Here is a 16,233-nt window from a genome sequence, read left to right as displayed (position 1 = left end):
ACCGTCAAATGTTGGAGCCGTGAGCCAAAAGGCGGTGTTGGAAGAGGTGGATCTGATGGCGGGATATATTCGCAACGGATTTGTCGAAATCCGCCCGGAACTGGTCTAAAATCGGCGAAGCGAACCAAACCGGTCCGCTGGTTGGTTGACATGCCGGAGGGTACAGGTCTTTAACCATTTCATCGTAATCTTTACGCAGTCTTTTCTGCAGTTTTCCGGTTGATCCCGTGCAATTATACCTGCCCATAGCCGAGATTCCGGTGAATATCTTCGTGATATTCGGCATGGGCGGCGCCGTGGGGTTTCTCTCGGGGCTGTTCGGTATCGGCGGTGGCTTCCTGCTGACACCTCTTCTGATCTTCTCGGGCATTCCTCCTGCGGTCTCTGTGGCCACTGTCACGACCCAGGTCGTGGCCTCGTCATCATCGGCGGTAGTCACCTACTGGCGCCGAAAGGCCATCGACTTGAAGCTTGGCACGATCCTGCTTTGCGGCGGTGTCATGGGGTCGCTTGTCGGTGTCATATTGTTCGAGGTTCTGCAGTCCATCGGACAGCTGGATGTCGTGATTTCGCTGTCCTATGTGACGTTCCTCGGCGCCATCGGCGGCCTGATGCTGTTCGAATCCATTCGCGCCATCCGTCGGCGCAAGTCCGGCGTTGCGCCGAAAGCGCGAAAACCCGGCCAACATAACTGGATCCACGGCCTGCCGCTCAAGGTGCGTTTCCGCCGTTCCAAGCTTTATGTCAGTGTCATTCCGGTTGTCGGGCTCGGCGCGATCATTGGTTTTCTCGGCACCATCCTTGGTATCGGCGGCGGCTTCATGATGGTTCCGGCGCTGATCTATCTGCTGCGTGTGCCCACCAGCATCGTGATCGGTACTTCCCTGTTCCAGATCCTGTTCACGATGGCAGCCGCCACCGTGTTCCATTCCATGGGCACCAAGACAGTCGATATCGTTCTGGCCATGACACTGATGGTCGGCGGTGTTATCGGCGCCCAGTTCGGGGCACGCATGGGGCAGAACCTGCGCGGCGATCAATTGCGCCTGCTGCTGGCCCTGCTCGTGCTGGCTGTCGGCTTGCGCTTTGCAGTCGATCTCCTGCTGACACCGGACGACTTCTATTCCATCGCGATCCGGAAGGGAGCGGGGGCATGAGCCGTCTGATCCTGCTTCTGTCGATTGTCCTTGGTCTGGCAACGGGCGCAGCTGCCCAGAGCCGGCCCGGCCAGGAACTGGTGACGTCCCTGTCGTCGGATCTGATTTCAATCCAGTCGAATTTCACAGGCACTGAAATCGTCATTTTCGGCCAGGCCAGCAATATCGAGCGCCAGCCCAACGACCCGAGCGGATATGAACTTGCGATCGTTGTCGAGGGCCCGCCACAGGACATCACCACGCGGCGCAAGGGCCGGTTTCTGGGTGTTTGGGTGAACCGGGAAGCCGAGCGGTTTCAGCACGTTCCTTCCTACTATGCCGTCGCCAGCACCATCAATATCGGCAACCTTGCGGACCGCACGGTTCTTGACGATCTTGGCATCGGGCTCAACCACATCAACCTGGCTGTCTCGGGCGTTTCCAATGTAGCGCTGTCCGACAGGGATGATTTTCGCCGCGCCTTCGTCCGGCTGCGGGAGCAGATGGGTCTTTACTCGGAACAGCAAACCTCGATCACCTTTCTGACCGACACGATGTTCAGAACCAATATTCCCCTGCCGGCCAACATCCCGGTGGGCGACTACAAGGTGAAAAGCTTCCTCTTCTTCCATGGCGAGGTGGTGGCCCGGACGGAGCAGACGCTGGCGGTCGCCAAAAGCGGCTTCGAACAGGTCACTTTCGAATTGGCCCAGACCTACCCCTTCTTCTATGGCCTTCTTGCCGTCTCCCTGGCCATTTTTACCGGTTGGCTTGCCGGCGTGATCTTCCGCAAGGATTAGGGCAACCGCTCAAAGCGGATGGCTGTCGGCTTCCGCCTGGACGGGTTACGTCGTTCAGGCACCACTTTTGTTGTCTGTGGGCACCTCCGTGTGCTGTCGATGGAAACCGCAGATCCGCGCACTTTCCGCTGGCGATTGCCGCCACCGCCGCTATTCTCGAGTCTGCAGATTTTTCAGACTGTTAGGGCAGGCGGATATGACAGAAGTACCCTCATCCACACCACGGGTGGAAACAGTTGTGAAACCGGACCCGACACTGGATGCAAAGGTCATCGACGTCGCCATTCGTCTGGGCGTTCTGGGGCTTTTTGCATATTTCTCGCTTCAGCTCGTGGCGCCGTTCTTTCTGTTTCTGGTCTGGGCGGTGGTGCTGACCGTTGCGCTCTATCCTGTCTTCGACTGGCTCTCGGCCAAGCTCGGCGGACGCAATGTCCTGGCCGCGGTCCTGATCACGCTCTGCTGCCTGGCGATCGTCATCGGCCCCGTGGCCGTGCTGGTCGTCAGTCTCGTCGACACGCTTCAGGGATGGTACCACGGCGTTGCCAACGGCGTGCTCAAGCTGCCGCCGTTGCCGGAGAAACTTGCCGGTTTGCCAGTCATCGGCGCAAAGATTTCGGGTATCTGGCATCTTGCCGGCCAGGGTCTGGAACAGGTGTTTGCCAAGGTTGGACCGACACTTGTGCCTGCCGGCAGCCGCATCCTCGGGGTTCTGGCATCGTTGAGTGGCAGCGTTCTGTTCTTCGTTGTCTCCATCGTTCTGTCAGGCTGCCTGTTTGTTCCAGCGCCTGCCCTCGCGAAAGGCATCAAGATGTTTGCCGACCGGATCATCGCTCCGCGAGGATCTGAATTTGTCGATCTGGCCGGCGCTACCATCCGCAATGTCTCGCGTGGTGTCGTCGGTGTCGCCGTTGTCCAGGGTCTGCTGACAGGCACCGTATTGATCGTGTTTTCCGTGCCGCTTGCCGGTGTCCTGACCTTCGTGGCCCTGATCCTGTGTATCGTTCAGATCGGTCCCGCGCTGGTGATTATTCCAACCATCATCTGGGCGTGGAGCTCCTGGGATCTGGTGCCGGCGCTCCTGTTCACCGTGCTGATGGTGCCGGTGATGCTCATCGACAATGTCTTGCGGCCGATCCTGATGTCCAGAGGCCTCGATGTGCCGATGCTGGTGATCCTGATCGGCGTGCTCGGTGGCACTATCGCTTATGGCCTGATCGGTCTGTTTCTCGGCCCGGTTATCCTTGCGGTATTCTATGAACTGGTCATTGCATGGGTGAAGGCAGGCGAGAAGCGGCCGCCTGATGAGGCGGCCACACCCTAGAGCGCCCGGAAATATCCGCTCTCAGGATCTTCTGCGAGATGGCCCGCAATCGTGGCCCAGGTTCCCTCGGCAACCAGTCCGTCAATATGCGCCTTGTGGATTGCCTCGCTCTGCCAGGTTTCGACCAGTGTAAACCGGCATGCATCCTCCTCATGTCTCAGAACCTCGACGCCCTGACATCCGGCTACGCCCGGAAGATCGGTCGCGACGGATCGCATGATGGTTTCAAATGCGCCTTGCCGGTCCTTGAGTGCCTTGAAGTGTACGACAACTTTGATGGCCATGAATGGTCCCTTCCGCGTTGGCTGTGTATTGCCGTGTCGGGATAAGGCGGGCGAGGAGACAGCGACAGATCCGTTCCTGCTGAACGCCTGCCTGATCCTGCGGAAAGGTTCAGGTGTCGTGCTTGACGGGTTTGTTCAGAGCGTCCGCATATTGACGCGGTGCCATGCCGAAAGCGGACTTGAACTCGCGTGTGAAGTGAGACGTGCTGGCATAACCGGCGATCTCGGCCGCACGCGCCACGCTGGTGTCTGACATCAGAAGATGCTGGCGAGCCCGGTCGAGGCGTATCTGCTTGCGGTATTGAAGCGGCGCTTGAGCGAACAGGGCAGTAAATCCATGCGCAAAATGAGAGGGGCTCATTGCAACCTCGCTGGCGATCTCCGCAACCGTCAGATCCGGTCGTTCCGCATGGGTCTCGATATAGCGCAATGCCTTCACCAGCCTTTCATCCGTCGCGCTGACCAAGGTTCGCAGCACGCTGAAGGCATCGGATCGGAGAATGCGGTAACAGATTTCCTGCAGGCACAGCGGTGCCAGAAGATGGCAGTCCGCCGGATCCTGAAATGAGGCCATCAGGCGCAACAAAGGACCGGCGAGGGCGTCATCCAGCGGTTCGCAGGAGATCACTGTGTTATTGGCTGCGCGGGGCACATCGGCATCGGTTTCGGCAAGACGGACCAGCGTTTGCGCGATAAGATCCGGTGGCAATTGCAGCTTGAGGGCCAGATACGGTTCGGCCGAAGACCCCTCGACAACGGCGCTGTAAGCAGTGTCGCCGTGAAACGCGATCACATGGCCGCGGTCGTTGACGATCTCGCTGTCTCCCAAGGAGACGCTCTTTCGTCCGGACACGGCGACGGCAATCGACAAGCCCCGGTTCCGGCCACGGTGGTAGGGAATATTTTCCGAAAGACGCAGCGCCCAGACAGTGGCGATCGGGGAGAGGGTGACGCCTTCTGCTGTCGCAAACGTCCGAACGGCGTGGGCCAGTTCGTCAAAAGCCGGTGAGGCGTGTTCCGTCCTGCCGGAGCTGGAGATTTGCGGGGGAGAGGTCGTCAGCATCACTCTGGCTTAGCCAAAGGAAGGCATTTGCACAAGCACTGCCAGAGAAGGTGTCAGTCCCCGACCAGCCGGCTGGCGGTGAAGGGGAACAGGCGGTCGTTGCCAAGCATGAAGACCGAAAACTGGCGACGCCGGAAAAGCATGCCATAGGCTTCATCGGTGACGTTGAGCCCGCCGGTCAGCGCGCCAAAGGCGGGCAGGACAAGACGAGTACCATCCGTGACAAAACAGGCCCGCCGGATCGAGCGGCCGAACCTGCGCACGCGGGCAGCCGGATGCAGATGGCCGCAGATTTCTCCAGCGGTGGATGTCGAGCCGACCTTTTCGATCGGTTCGTGGCGGAAAGTCAGCGGTCCGATGGTGATTTCATCGACAGTGACACCGCACAGGCGGACCGGAGCGATCGGGTCATGATTGCCGGTGACCCAGATCCATTCACGGCCGAGCTGCAGGGTTGTCAGCATCGCCCGGTAAGGCGCGGGCAATCGGTCGGAGCCGTCGGGATCGTGGAAACTGTCGCCAAGGCAAATGACGCAGGCCGGATCAAAGGCATCGATCACGCCTGCAAGTTTCTCCAGCGTTGCTCCGGTGTCATAGGGCGGCAGCATCACGCCGCGCCGGGCATAACTCGAGCCTTTTTCAAGATGGAGATCCGCGACGATCAGGGTGGATTCGTCCGGCCACCACAAGATCCCGCTGTCGTGCAGCCCGACCAGTTGGCCATTGACCTGAATGTCATGACATACCGGCGCAGCAGCATATTTGCGCAGATGGGATGTCAGGGCACTCATTCCATAGCCTCCAGTACGAGTTCTTCGGCTGCCTCGGCCAGCAGCGTGTCCATGGCCTCCCCGTAGACCGGTTCCTTCCCTATTTCCAGGAGAATTGGCACGGCGAGGGGAGAGACGTGCGGAAGGTCAGTATGCGTGATTCGTCCACGGATCCGGGCAAGAAGTTCCCCCAAACGCGAGATATCCAAAAGTCCTTCGGCGGCATCGTTCCAGGTTGCCTTGAGTAATATGTGGTCTGGTTCATGGGCTCGCAGCACGTCGTAGATCAGGTCAGAGGATACGGTTACCTGCCGCCCCGACTTCTCCAGCCCCGGATGGCGGCGTTCGATCAGACCGGCAATGACAGCACAATTACGAAACGTACGTTTCATGAGGCTGGATTCGGCGAGCCAGGCATCAAGATCGTCTCCGAGAATGTCTTCCTCGAACAATTGATCCAGCGGAATCCTGCCGGAGGAAAACTGCAGGGACAGATCGCCAAGCCCCCAAACGGCAAGCGCATAGTCGTTGGCAACGAAGCCGAGCGGGTTGGCGCCCAGGCGTTCAAGACGCTTGGTCAGCAGCATGCCGAGGGTCTGGTGCGCAAGGCGCCCTTCGAACGGGTAACAGACCATGTAATGCTTGTTGGCGCGGGGAAACGTCTCCACCAGCAAGCCGTCCCTCGACGGCAGCACGGACTTCTCCCGCTGGATATTCAGCCAGTCGCGCACCTGTTCCGGCAGGGCCTTCCAGGTTTCCGGTGTTGCCAGCATCGTGCGGACACCTTCGGCGAGATAGGTGGAGAGCGGAAACTTGCCGCCCATGTAGGACGGGATCATCGGATTGTCGGATGTCGTGCGCGAGACATAGGCCTCGTTTTCGCGGATGCCTTCGAAACGCACCACCTCGCCGCCGAAGAGGAACGTGTCGCCTGGAGCCATCTGCTCCAGAAAATACTCCTCCATCTCGCCGAGCACACGTCCGCCGCGGCCGACAGGCGCCCGTCGTCCGGCGGCCTTGGACCGCACCAGCCGCACTTTCAGCATAGGCGCTTCAACGATAGTGCCGACATTCAGCCGATATTGCTGGGCGATCTTGGGATGGGAAATGCGCCAGAGCCCGTCCTTGCCCTTTCGGAGCTTGGCGTATTGTTCGTAGCTCTTCAGCGCGTAGCCGCCGGTGGCAACGAAGTCGAGGACACGCTCGAAGGTTTCCCAGTCGAGATGCCTGTAGGTTTCCGAAGAGCGTATCTCGTCGAAGACATCCACTGCATCCAGCGGGTCAGCGCAGGCCAGACCAAGCAGATGCTGGGCGAGCACGTCGAGAGCGCCCTGGCGCAGCGGAGGCGTATCCTGGTCACCGCGCATGGAAGCAGCAAGCGCGGCCTGACACTCGAGCACCTCGAACCGGTTGGAGGGAATGAGGATCGCCTTCGACGGTTCGTCCATGCGGTGGTTGGCACGGCCAATCCGTTGCGCAAGGCGGCTTGCCCCCTTTGGTGCGCCGATATTGACCACCAGATCGATGTCGCCCCAGTCGATGCCCATGTCGAGCGAAGAGGTCGCGACCACCGCCTTCAGGGCTCCGGAGGCCATCGCCGTTTCCACCTTGCGCCGCTGGCCGACATCGAGAGAGCCATGATGAAGCGCGATCGGCAGCGTGTCGTCGTTGATGCGCCAGAGTTCCTGAAACACCATTTCGGCCTGGCTGCGCGTGTTGACGAACAGCAGAGACACGTTGTGCGCCTTGATCAGCTTGTAGATGTCGGCAATGGCATAACGTGACGAGTGGCCGGACCAGGGTACACGTTCCTCGCTGTCCAGGATCGAGATGTCGGGCTTGGCACCACCGGCGACCTCAACGACATGAGACAGGGTCCGTCCTGCCGGGTCGGGCTGATCCACAAGATAGGCGCGCAGGTCATCGGGTTCGGCGACGGTTGCCGACAGGCCGATGGTTCTGAGGTTCGGGGCAAGCCGCCGCAGACGTGCAAGGCCGAGAGCCAGCAGATCTCCGCGTTTGGACGTCACCAGAGCGTGCAACTCGTCCAGGATGACGGTTCGAAGCGAGGCGAACATGCGGGCCGAGGCCGGGTCTGACAGCAGCAGGGCAATCTGCTCCGGTGTAGTCAGCAGAATGTCCGGCGGATTGAGCTTTTGCCGCTGGCGCTTGTGTGACGGCGTGTCGCCGGTACGGGTCTCCAGCCGGACGGCGAGATCCATTTCCGAAACGGGAGCTTCCAGATTGCGGGCAATATCGACGGCAAGCGCCTTCAGTGGCGAAATGTAAAGCGTATGGATGCCGTTGCCCGCAGACCCCGGTTTGCGTTTTCCCCGTGCTTCCAGTTCCACCAGACTGGGCAAGAAGCCTGCCAGCGTCTTGCCGGCACCCGTTGGGGCAATCAGCAGCGTGGAATGGCCCTGCTGAAGATGATCGATCAGTTGAAGCTGATGTGGCCTCGGAGCCCATCCCCGTGAGGCAAACCAGCTCTGGAATCTGTTCGGTAGCAACTGCACGTCCATGGATTGGTTTTAGGCCAGGGCTTGGCGAAAGGCGAGGGGGATGTTCCTAGATTGTTCGGCTTGTATTCAGGTGACTGATGGTCAACGCTACCGAGGTATGACCTTGGTCGGTTCTTTTGAAATTATTGGATTTTTGAGAGCTCTATTGGCCACGGTTCTGTCTGCCTGTGTGGGCGCAAAGGTTTCCGAAAGCTTCGCCTGCCGCTGCACTCTCCGAAATCAGTTTGCCTTCCAGCAGCGGTATCGCGGCAGGCGAGAGCGAACAGGCAGCGATGAATTTTGCCATGCCCGGGTGCTTGAACAGCGGTGCAAGCAGCTGCCGCATCGAGTATTGCCATTACCATGATCCAAGACACCGCCATGCAGCCTTTTCGCCGCAGGGCCATGGCACAACCGCAAATCTGGCTTATCTTGCGACCGATGTCCGATCTTCTGACGCTCACACCCGAAGGCCTTTATTGCCCTGAAGCAGGTGTCCATATCGATCCTGTCCGCCCGGTCGAAAAGGCTGTCATCACGCATGGTCACGCCGATCACGCCCGGTCGGGCCATGGCGCGGTGCTGGCGACCCGCCAGACACTCGACATCATGGCAATCCGCTATGGCGAGAATTTCTGCGGGTCGGCGCAGGCAATCGATTATGGCGAGACGCTGTCAATTGGTGGTGTCGAGATCTCGCTTCATCCGGCAGGGCATGTGCTCGGCTCTGCCCAGGTTCTTCTGGCAACCAGAGATCAGCGGATTGTCGTCTCCGGCGACTACAAGCGCCAGGCAGACCCGACCTGTGTTCCGTTCGAGGTGGTCCCCTGCGATACCTTCGTGACCGAGGCAACCTTCGGCTTGCCGGTGTTTCGCCATCCCCCGGCGCGAGGGGAAATTGCCAAACTGCTCTCCTCGCTGGAGCTGTTCGCGGAGCAGACCCATCTGGTCGGCGCCTATGCGCTCGGCAAGGCGCAACGCGTCATCGCCGAATTGCGGGCGGCCGGTTATGAGAAGACGATCTATCTGCATGGCGCGCTGGAAAAGCTGACGGCCTATTACCAGAGCCAGGGGATCGATCTTGGCAACGTCGAACCTGTCGGTCAGCGTGGCAAGGAACTGGCCGGTGAAATCGTTCTGTGCCCACCCGGACAGCTTTCAGACCGATGGTCACGCCGCTTCGGCGATCCGGTTGCGGCTATGGCGTCGGGCTGGATGCGCGTCAGGGCCCGGGCTCGCCAGAGGGGGGCCGAGTTGCCGCTGATCCTGTCCGACCATGCCGACTGGGACGACCTCTGCCGAACCATTCTGGAAACGGGTGCCGGACAGATCTGGGTCACCCACGGCGCAGAGGAGGCACTTGTCCACTGGTGCGAATTGAATGGACGAAACGCCCGCCCGCTCAATATGATAGGCTATGACGACGGCGAGGACGTCGAGGTTGCGCGGGCCACACAAGGCTGACGAGCCCACGCGGAATTGCGGCACAAAGTTCCTTTTGGGGGAGAGGCAGTCATGGCAGACGACGGTGGATTTGCAGGTGCCGGAAACGGCCAGTCAAACGGTGCCGGAACTGGAGCCAATGGTGAAGCTGAAGAAGCGATCGCCCAGCTCTTCGACGACTATCAGGCCGGTTTCAACGACTACGATATCGACAGGATCTGCGATTGCTTCGCGCTGCCGACCATTATCTGGCAGCACGAGAAGGGCCATGTCTTCAACGATGACGAAGAACTGATCGAAAATATCGAGGCGCTTCTGCAAGCCCTGGAGAAGGAGGGCGTGTCCCATTCGGACTTTCACGTCGTCTCCAGCCACGTCAGCGGCTCGGCCGCACTGGTGACGCTGGACTGGAGCCAGGAAACGGCCGACGGCGAGGCCGTTTTGGAGTTCACTTGCCATTATCAGCTCATCCAGGACGGAGCGGATTGGATTATTGCCTGCATCGTCAATGAATAAAACGAAGGGCCGGAGGGCAGGACGTATTGTCCTGCTGATCCTTTGCCTGCTGTCGTCCGTTTCTGTACGGGCAGCAGCAGAGACACCGGAAACCTATGGTGCACTGACACCTGCACCGGAAGCCTTGAAAGACTGCGCGCTCCCGGCCGTGACCTCGGGCAAGGTGCTGCTGGAGACAGATTGCCGTTATACGAATCCAATTGTGATCTCAACAGGCAATGTCATTCTGGATTGCCGGGGAGGCACCATCTCGGGCATGCATCGGCGCGGCATCACCATCCGGCCGGGCCTGAAGAACGTCACCATCCGCGATTGCCGCCTGGACGATACCGGCGGCATCCTGATCGAAGGTCAGACGCCGACGGACGATGCGGCTGCACGTGACGAGGCGCGGGCAAACTCGTCGCAAGGCGTCGTGCTCGACCATCTGACCATCACTCAGTCCTACATGACCGGCGTCTTTGTCGATCACTATGTGGTTGGCGCGACGATCCGCAATTCCATCGTCGCGGATGGCCACCATGTCGGCATCTACCTGGAGCACGGATCGCAGAAGAACGTCGTTTCGGGCAATCTGATCCGCAACAACGGCCTGTTCACCAACAAGGGTATCCGGCGCATCGGCCCGACCCGCCGCGAAGGCCTGTCCGTGGATGGATCCGCCTACAATCTCATTGAAAACAACATCTTCGACAGCAATGCCTTTGGCGGCATCTTCCACTACAAGAACTGCTGGGAATTCCACACCACCAACCCGGAAAGCCGCCCGCGCCTGCAAGGATCGGACGGCAACGTCATCCGTGGCAACGTCTTCCGCAACATGGACATCGGCATCTGGGTCGCTTCGCGTCAGGCGCGGGATCTGGTGATGTGGGACTGCGGCGACAAGAGCCCCTATGACAAACCGGTTTCCCTGAACCTGATGATGGGCAAACGTCCTTGGGGGCAATCGGACAATTTCCTGGGCTACCGCTTCAATCCGGAGCTGATTGCCGGCCTTGTCGACAAGAACGCGCTTGCACCGCGCTGGCCGTTCCCGACGGAACTGCACCTCTATGAGGATTTCGCCGAAGACAATACCTATGAGGGCAACTGCTTCGAGAACCTCTTGACCGGTATCCGGATCGAGGATGACGGCAACGAGGTAAGGAACAATCTGTTCCTGGGAGATTTCGAATATCTTTATCTCGGCAGCCCGTTCCGTGCTCGGATGTTGAGCCGGCCGATAAAGGGAACCGTGATCGAGGGAAACCGGAGCGTCTCTCCCTCGGGGCGAAGCTTCCTGCAGAACAGCTTCCTCGCTGACGGTGAGTACACGGATACCGTTATCGATCAGCCAGACCCAGCATCGGCCGGGCAGAAACCGGACGTCTGCGAAACTGGGCGGAGCTAGACCAGCCAAAAGAAAAGGCCGGTGACGCTGGTCACCGGCCTATTATCAGGGCTTGGTTTTCGAAGCCTTGCGCTCCGAGCGCGAAGGCTTGTTTTTCTTCGCGGCCTTTTTCTTCGGTGGTGCGGCACTTGCGGCCGACCGGCTACGCGGCTTGCGGCGCTCGCCGTCGGGGCCATCAGCAGGGCGATCCTTCCGTTTGGAAGCGCGATCGTCGCCATCAAGGTCCCGAGCCAGTTCCTTGGTATTCAGCGGTTCATAAGCCGGGTGGTTCGGAACGAAATCATCGTCACCTGACCGGCGGCGTGGCTTGCCGCGTGGCCCGTCGAACTTGCCTCTGGGACCATCGAACTTGCCCTTGCCGTCACGCTTCGGTCGGCCGGACTTCAAGCTGTCTTCAGGTCCGAGGTTTTCATAGTCCGGTGCATCGGCACCGCGCGGACGGCGCTTGGGCGGACCCGAGCGGTCACGGCGAAAACCGTCGTCCTTCGGCGGAGCGGGTATCTTGCCACCACGCGCGTCGAGCAGCGTGATGGTCGCATTTTCCTCGCCCGTGCCTTCGCGCTTGACCACATCGGCGAAGCGCTGGCCATGGCTGCCGGCGATCTCGAAATACAGTTCGTTCTGGAAGATCTTGATCGCGCCGACTTCCTTCTTGGTGACATGGCCGGCGCGGCAGATCATCGGAAGGATCCAGCGCGGTTCCGCGCGCTGGCGGTGACCGAGCGACAGCGAGAACCAGATGCCGTCTTCAAACTTGCCGGTGATTTCCGCATTGCGGCCACCGCGTGAACCGGCATCCCGGCCCTTCAGAGACATGTCATCCAGGCCCGATACTTCTTCCGGAGCGGGCAGACGCGACTGACGCAGTTTGACAAAGGCGGCCGCCAGCTGTTCCGGGCTGTGCAGCGCAAGCAGTTCGGTGGCGATTGCCAGTTCTTCTTCTTCCAGCTCCACCTTGAGCGCCGGATCGGCCAGAAGGCGTTCCTTGTCCTTCGCACGGATGTCGTCCGCGGTCGGAGCGCCTTTCCAGGTTGCCGTGATGCCGGCAAAATGCAGAACGCGCTCTGCCTGGCGGCGGCGCGGGAAGGGCACCATCAGCACGCAGGTGCCCTTGCGCCCGGCGCGGCCCGTACGGCCGGAACGGTGCAGCAGCGCCGCCTTGCCTGTCGGCAGGTCTGCATGGATCACCAGATCGAGATTGGGCAGGTCGATGCCGCGCGCGGCAACGTCCGTTGCCACACAGACGCGGGCACGGCCGTCTTTCATCGCCGCAAGTGCGCTGGATCGCTGTTCCTGACTCAGTTCGCCGGACAGGGAGACGATGGAAAAACCGCGATTTGCGAGGCGAGATGTCAGCCGGCTGACTGCTTCACGGGTCGAGCAGAAGACGATTGCCTTTTCCGCCTCGTGCTGACGCAGCACGTTGATGATCGCGTTTTCGCGTTCGTTCGGAGCAACCGGATGAGCGACATAGTCAATGTCGCCATGCTGTTCGCGGGCATTGATGGTCGTCAGGCGCACGGCGTCCTTCTGGAAGCGCTTGGCCAATTCCGCGATCGGCTTGGGTACCGTCGCGGAGAACATCAGTGTGCGCCGGTCCTGCGGTGCGGCGTCCAGAATGAACTCCAGGTCCTCGCGGAAGCCCATGTCGAGCATTTCGTCGGCTTCATCAAGCACGACGGCCTTGATCTCGGACAGGTCCAGGGCACCACGTTCGATATGGTCGCGCAGGCGGCCCGGCGTTCCCACGACGATGTGTACGCCGCGCTCCAGGGTCCGCCGTTCCATACGAGGATCCATGCCGCCAACACAGGAGGCCGTTACGGCGCCGGCTTCATTATAGAGCCAGGTCAGTTCTTCCTTCACCTGAAGGGCAAGTTCGCGGGTCGGTGCAATGGCCAGCGCTATGGGCGCACCTGCCCTGCCGAGGCTGTCCTGTCCGTCCAGCAGGGTGGGAGCGAGTGCGAGGCCGAAGGCAACGGTCTTGCCGGACCCGGTCTGCGCGGACACCAGAAGGTCGGCTTCCGGTGGGGCGTCGGTCAGAACGCTTTCCTGAACGGAGGTGAGGTTTTCATAGCCACGTTTCGCCAGCGCGGCCTTCAGCGCCGGGGCGATAGAAGTCAAATCGGTCATAGAAATCTTTCAACTGCTCCGGATCTTCTGCATGCCAGTCAGCAGTCTACCGGATAGGGCCATCCAGTTATGGGCCCATGGATGGCCGCGGCTTATACAGGCATTTTCCGTTTCCGTCCATCCCGCATTTTGGGAGGCCGGGCATACCCTTGCTAAAATCGCCAGGGTTTACCGGGGAGGGCTCGGCTAAAGATTGGCATTTATACCATAGGTTTGGTTGTGCCCAATTCTTCATCTTCAGGTTATTCAATTTGTTAACTTGCCCTTGCGTTAGATTGCGCATCTTCTCGCTGGGGATAAGATATGTTGAAACCAATTCGAGTTCAGATCGCGCTACTGGCGATCGTTCCATTGCTTGTTTTGTCGTACTTGGGGCAATGACAATAGAAGAGGCTTGCCGGGAAAGCCGGCATGCGTCTGAAATTCTGCCTATCGCCGAAATGGCCAAAAAATCGGAAGCCGTTCTGCACGAATTGCAGAAGGAGCGCGGCCGCACGGCAGTGCTGATTGCCTCAGAATATGCCGTGGAACCACAAGGCCTTCTCCAGGAACAGCGCGCCGCAACGGACGAGGTCGTTGAGCAGCTGGTCTCCGGTCCGTCCGTCGATCAGGTCGCGACCGAGATGGCCGATGGTATTGAAGGATACCTGGAAGAAATGACGCGCGACGTCGAGGAGCGCTGCCGGGCAAGCCGCAAGCAGGAAATGGGGCAGCAGGTGAAGCTTGTGACCCAGGTGGAAAATCGTTTGAGACCCGCCTGATGAACAGTTCCGAAGGGGGCATAGGCGTGATGTATTTCGATGGCGCCCGTGTTGGCCAGTTGGTGACCTATGAGGACTTTTTCGGCCGGAAGTTTCCGATGGAAGTCAAGTGGGTGAGGGGCGACACGGTCGGGCTTCAGTATCGCGCGGAGGCTGGCAGTATGGCCGATGCAGCCTGATTGGCTGTAAGCTACCTCTCGCATCAGGCACTATAAAACTGTTGGTCTGGCCGGGCGCCTTGAAGGACGCCGGCCAAACCTTCGAAAGAAAATCCATCAGGTCTTGCAGTCCGGGTACTTTCTCGGTTCGTATAGCGCCTATGCAGGCCTTTTCTCATTTGCTTGACCGGCTTTCCCTCGAACCCAGACGTCTCGCCAAGGAAGCGCTTCTGATGCGCTACTTCCAGGACGTCGCGGACCCGGACCGCGGCTACGCCCTGGCGGCGCTGACTGGCGGGTTGCGTTTCAAGAACGCCAAACCAGCCCTGCTGAGAGCTTTGATCGGTGAGCGGACAGACCCGGAGCTGTTTGCGCTTTCCTATGATTTCGTCGGCGATCTGTCCGAAACCATTGCACTGATGTGGCCGCTGGCAACATCCGGGGATGTTGCCGTGCAAGACACAGCCCCAACGCTGTCTGAAGTGGTCAATCGGCTGGAAAACGCCGGCAAGAGCGAAGTACCCGGCTTGCTGACCGACTGGCTGGACGCACTCGATGAAACCGGCAGGTGGGCTCTGTTGAAACTGGTGACGGGCGGTTTGCGCGTCGGGGTTTCTGCAAGACTGGCAAAAACGGCGGTTGCCAGGCTCGGCGGCCTGGATGTTGCTTCGGTGGAGGAAGTCTGGCACGGGCTGGAGCCTCCCTATGAGGCATTGTTCGCTTGGGCAGAAGGCCGGTCCGGTCCGCCCGATACATCCGATCCGGCTCCATTCCGACCCGTGATGCTGGCGCACCCTCTGGACGAAACCAAAGACATGGGCCAGCTGGATGCACAGGACTTTGCCGTTGAGTGGAAGTGGGACGGAATACGCGTGCAGGCAGCCGCTGGCCAAAGCGACAACGGAGACCGCGTGCGTCGTCTGTTCAGCCGGACCGGCGAAGACATATCAAAGGCATTTCCTGACATTCTGGAACTTCTGACATTCGATGCCTGCATCGATGGCGAACTGCTGGTGGTCACGGAGGGCAAGGTCCGTCCCTTTGCAGATCTTCAGAAACGCCTCAACCGCAAGACCGCGGGGTCAAAGCTGATCCGTGAGTATCCGGCTGCGATCCGTGCCTACGACCTGCTGAGTGTCGGCGGCACCGATTTAAGGGAGTGGCCGTTTAAGGAGCGGCGCAAGGCGCTTGAAGCATTTATCGCCGGTTTGCCGGAGGGAAGCATTGATCTGTCTCCCGTGGTGAATGTAACCGGGTGGGAGGAAATCACCGCAGCGCGCGCCGATCCCAATGCCCATCTGCCGGCCGCCGATGCCGAGGCGGTTGAAGGCCTGATGCTGAAACGGTGGGATGCGCCCTATGTCACGGGTCGTCCAAAGGGACTTTGGTTCAAATGGAAGCGGGAGCCCTACCTGATCGATGCGGTGCTGATGTATGCACAGCGCGGCCATGGCAAGCGCTCCTCGTTTTATTCCGACTACACCTTCGGTGTCTGGCGCGAAGGAGAGACCGGTGCCGAGCTGGTTCCGGTCGGCAAGGCCTATTTCGGATTTACCGACGAGGAGCTGCGTGAAATCGATCGCTACGTGCGAAACAACACCATCAACCGATTTGGTCCGGTTCGGGAGGTTGTTCACGGCACCGAAAAGGGGCTTGTTCTGGAAGTCGCTTTTGAGGGTCTCAATCGCTCCACCCGGCACAAGTCCGGCGTCGCCATGCGCTTTCCACGCATTTCCAGACTGCGCTGGGACAAGCCCGCAGCCGAAGCTGACCGGCTGGAAACGCTTCAGGCAATGTTGCCCGGCGAGATTGGCTGAAGCCGGAGTGCGCCAACTGGTTTTTGAAAACCCTCCCTTAAGTCGTGCTTTGGCCATGGAAATATGGCACCCATGGGAAGACACAAACGGCCAGTTGCCATCTTTTCCTGTCTTATGGAACGAGCAGGGTGAGGAAT

Annotated in this window: 15 protein-coding genes; 9 read left to right on the top strand and 6 right to left on the bottom strand. The window is 59.9% G+C overall.

Translation table 11 applies throughout. The annotated features are described in order from the left end of the window. Positions 1 to 227: 227 nt before the first annotated feature. From ACYQ54_RS13485 to ACYQ54_RS13475, 3 genes are all read left to right on the top strand, one after another. A complete protein-coding gene (locus tag ACYQ54_RS13485) occupies positions 228 to 1,157 on the top strand; it encodes a sulfite exporter TauE/SafE family protein (RefSeq protein ID WP_460083071.1) in 930 nt (309 codons plus the stop codon). Continuing rightward, positions 1,154 to 1,936, top strand: a complete 783-nt coding sequence (locus ACYQ54_RS13480) for a TIGR02186 family protein (protein ID WP_460083070.1) — start codon at positions 1,154 to 1,156, stop codon at positions 1,934 to 1,936. Before ACYQ54_RS13485 ends, ACYQ54_RS13480 begins: the two co-directional genes overlap by 4 nt. A gap of 196 nt (positions 1,937 to 2,132) precedes the next feature. Continuing rightward, positions 2,133 to 3,257, top strand: a complete 1,125-nt coding sequence (locus tag ACYQ54_RS13475; RefSeq protein WP_460083069.1) for an AI-2E family transporter — start codon at positions 2,133 to 2,135, stop codon at positions 3,255 to 3,257. Here ACYQ54_RS13475 and ACYQ54_RS13470 read toward each other — a convergent pair. From ACYQ54_RS13470 to ACYQ54_RS13450, 5 genes are all read right to left on the bottom strand, one after another. Further along, complete coding sequence (locus ACYQ54_RS13470) at positions 3,254 to 3,541, bottom strand: putative quinol monooxygenase (protein ID WP_460083068.1); 288 nt, start codon at positions 3,539 to 3,541, stop codon at positions 3,254 to 3,256. The two genes, ACYQ54_RS13475 and ACYQ54_RS13470, sit on opposite strands and share 4 nt — an antisense overlap. A gap of 109 nt (positions 3,542 to 3,650) precedes the next feature. Further along, on the bottom strand, positions 3,651 to 4,604 hold the full coding sequence (locus ACYQ54_RS13465) for an AraC family transcriptional regulator (RefSeq protein ID WP_460083067.1): 954 nt from the start codon (positions 4,602 to 4,604) through the stop codon (positions 3,651 to 3,653). A 53-nt stretch (positions 4,605 to 4,657) separates the two neighbouring features. Next, positions 4,658 to 5,395 (bottom strand): ligase-associated DNA damage response endonuclease PdeM, encoded by a 738-nt coding sequence (gene pdeM / locus ACYQ54_RS13460; RefSeq protein WP_460083066.1) that lies wholly within the window; start codon positions 5,393 to 5,395, stop codon positions 4,658 to 4,660. Then, positions 5,392 to 7,896 (bottom strand): ligase-associated DNA damage response DEXH box helicase, encoded by a 2,505-nt coding sequence (locus ACYQ54_RS13455; protein WP_460083064.1) that lies wholly within the window; start codon positions 7,894 to 7,896, stop codon positions 5,392 to 5,394. The genes pdeM and ACYQ54_RS13455 overlap by 4 nt, the downstream gene beginning before the upstream one ends. Positions 7,897 to 8,038: 142 nt before the next feature. After that, on the bottom strand, positions 8,039 to 8,221 hold the full coding sequence (locus ACYQ54_RS13450) for a hypothetical protein (protein WP_460083061.1): 183 nt from the start codon (positions 8,219 to 8,221) through the stop codon (positions 8,039 to 8,041). Between the two features lie 95 nt (positions 8,222 to 8,316). Between ACYQ54_RS13450 and ACYQ54_RS13445 the strand changes: the two genes are divergently transcribed. From ACYQ54_RS13445 to ACYQ54_RS13435, 3 genes are read left to right on the top strand one after another with little or no spacing between them, the layout of a single operon-like run. Then, complete coding sequence (locus ACYQ54_RS13445) at positions 8,317 to 9,339, top strand: ligase-associated DNA damage response exonuclease (RefSeq protein WP_460084793.1); 1,023 nt, start codon at positions 8,317 to 8,319, stop codon at positions 9,337 to 9,339. Positions 9,340 to 9,390: 51 nt separating this feature from the next. Further along, the gene (locus ACYQ54_RS13440; protein ID WP_460083059.1) at positions 9,391 to 9,834 is read left to right on the top strand and encodes a DUF4440 domain-containing protein; all 444 of its coding nucleotides are present in this window, start codon (positions 9,391 to 9,393) and stop codon (positions 9,832 to 9,834) included. Next, positions 9,827 to 11,227: a right-handed parallel beta-helix repeat-containing protein gene (locus tag ACYQ54_RS13435; protein ID WP_460083056.1), complete on the top strand. Its 1,401-nt coding sequence runs from the start codon at positions 9,827 to 9,829 to the stop codon at positions 11,225 to 11,227. The genes ACYQ54_RS13440 and ACYQ54_RS13435 overlap by 8 nt, the downstream gene beginning before the upstream one ends. A 45-nt stretch (positions 11,228 to 11,272) precedes the next feature. Here ACYQ54_RS13435 and ACYQ54_RS13430 read toward each other — a convergent pair whose 3' ends face one another. Beyond that, complete coding sequence (locus ACYQ54_RS13430) at positions 11,273 to 13,360, bottom strand: DEAD/DEAH box helicase (protein ID WP_460083054.1); 2,088 nt, start codon at positions 13,358 to 13,360, stop codon at positions 11,273 to 11,275. A 377-nt stretch (positions 13,361 to 13,737) separates the two neighbouring features. Between ACYQ54_RS13430 and ACYQ54_RS13425 the strand changes: the two genes are divergently transcribed. The 3 genes from ACYQ54_RS13425 (at position 13,738) to ACYQ54_RS13415 (ending at position 16,096) form a co-directional block, all read left to right on the top strand. After that, positions 13,738 to 14,121, top strand: a complete 384-nt coding sequence (locus ACYQ54_RS13425; protein ID WP_460083052.1) for a nitrate- and nitrite sensing domain-containing protein — start codon at positions 13,738 to 13,740, stop codon at positions 14,119 to 14,121. Then, positions 14,121 to 14,300, top strand: coding sequence for a hypothetical protein (locus tag ACYQ54_RS13420; protein ID WP_460083050.1), 180 nt, complete (start codon positions 14,121 to 14,123; stop codon positions 14,298 to 14,300). The genes ACYQ54_RS13425 and ACYQ54_RS13420 overlap by 1 nt, the downstream gene beginning before the upstream one ends. A gap of 140 nt (positions 14,301 to 14,440) precedes the next feature. Then, complete coding sequence (locus ACYQ54_RS13415) at positions 14,441 to 16,096, top strand: cisplatin damage response ATP-dependent DNA ligase (RefSeq protein WP_460083047.1); 1,656 nt, start codon at positions 14,441 to 14,443, stop codon at positions 16,094 to 16,096. The last annotated feature ends 137 nt before the right edge of the window (positions 16,097 to 16,233 follow it).

It is taken from the genome of Roseibium sp. LAB1 (assembly GCF_054658235.1).
Note: the sequence above shows the minus strand (reverse complement) of the source record. Positions and strands in the feature narration are given on the sequence as shown.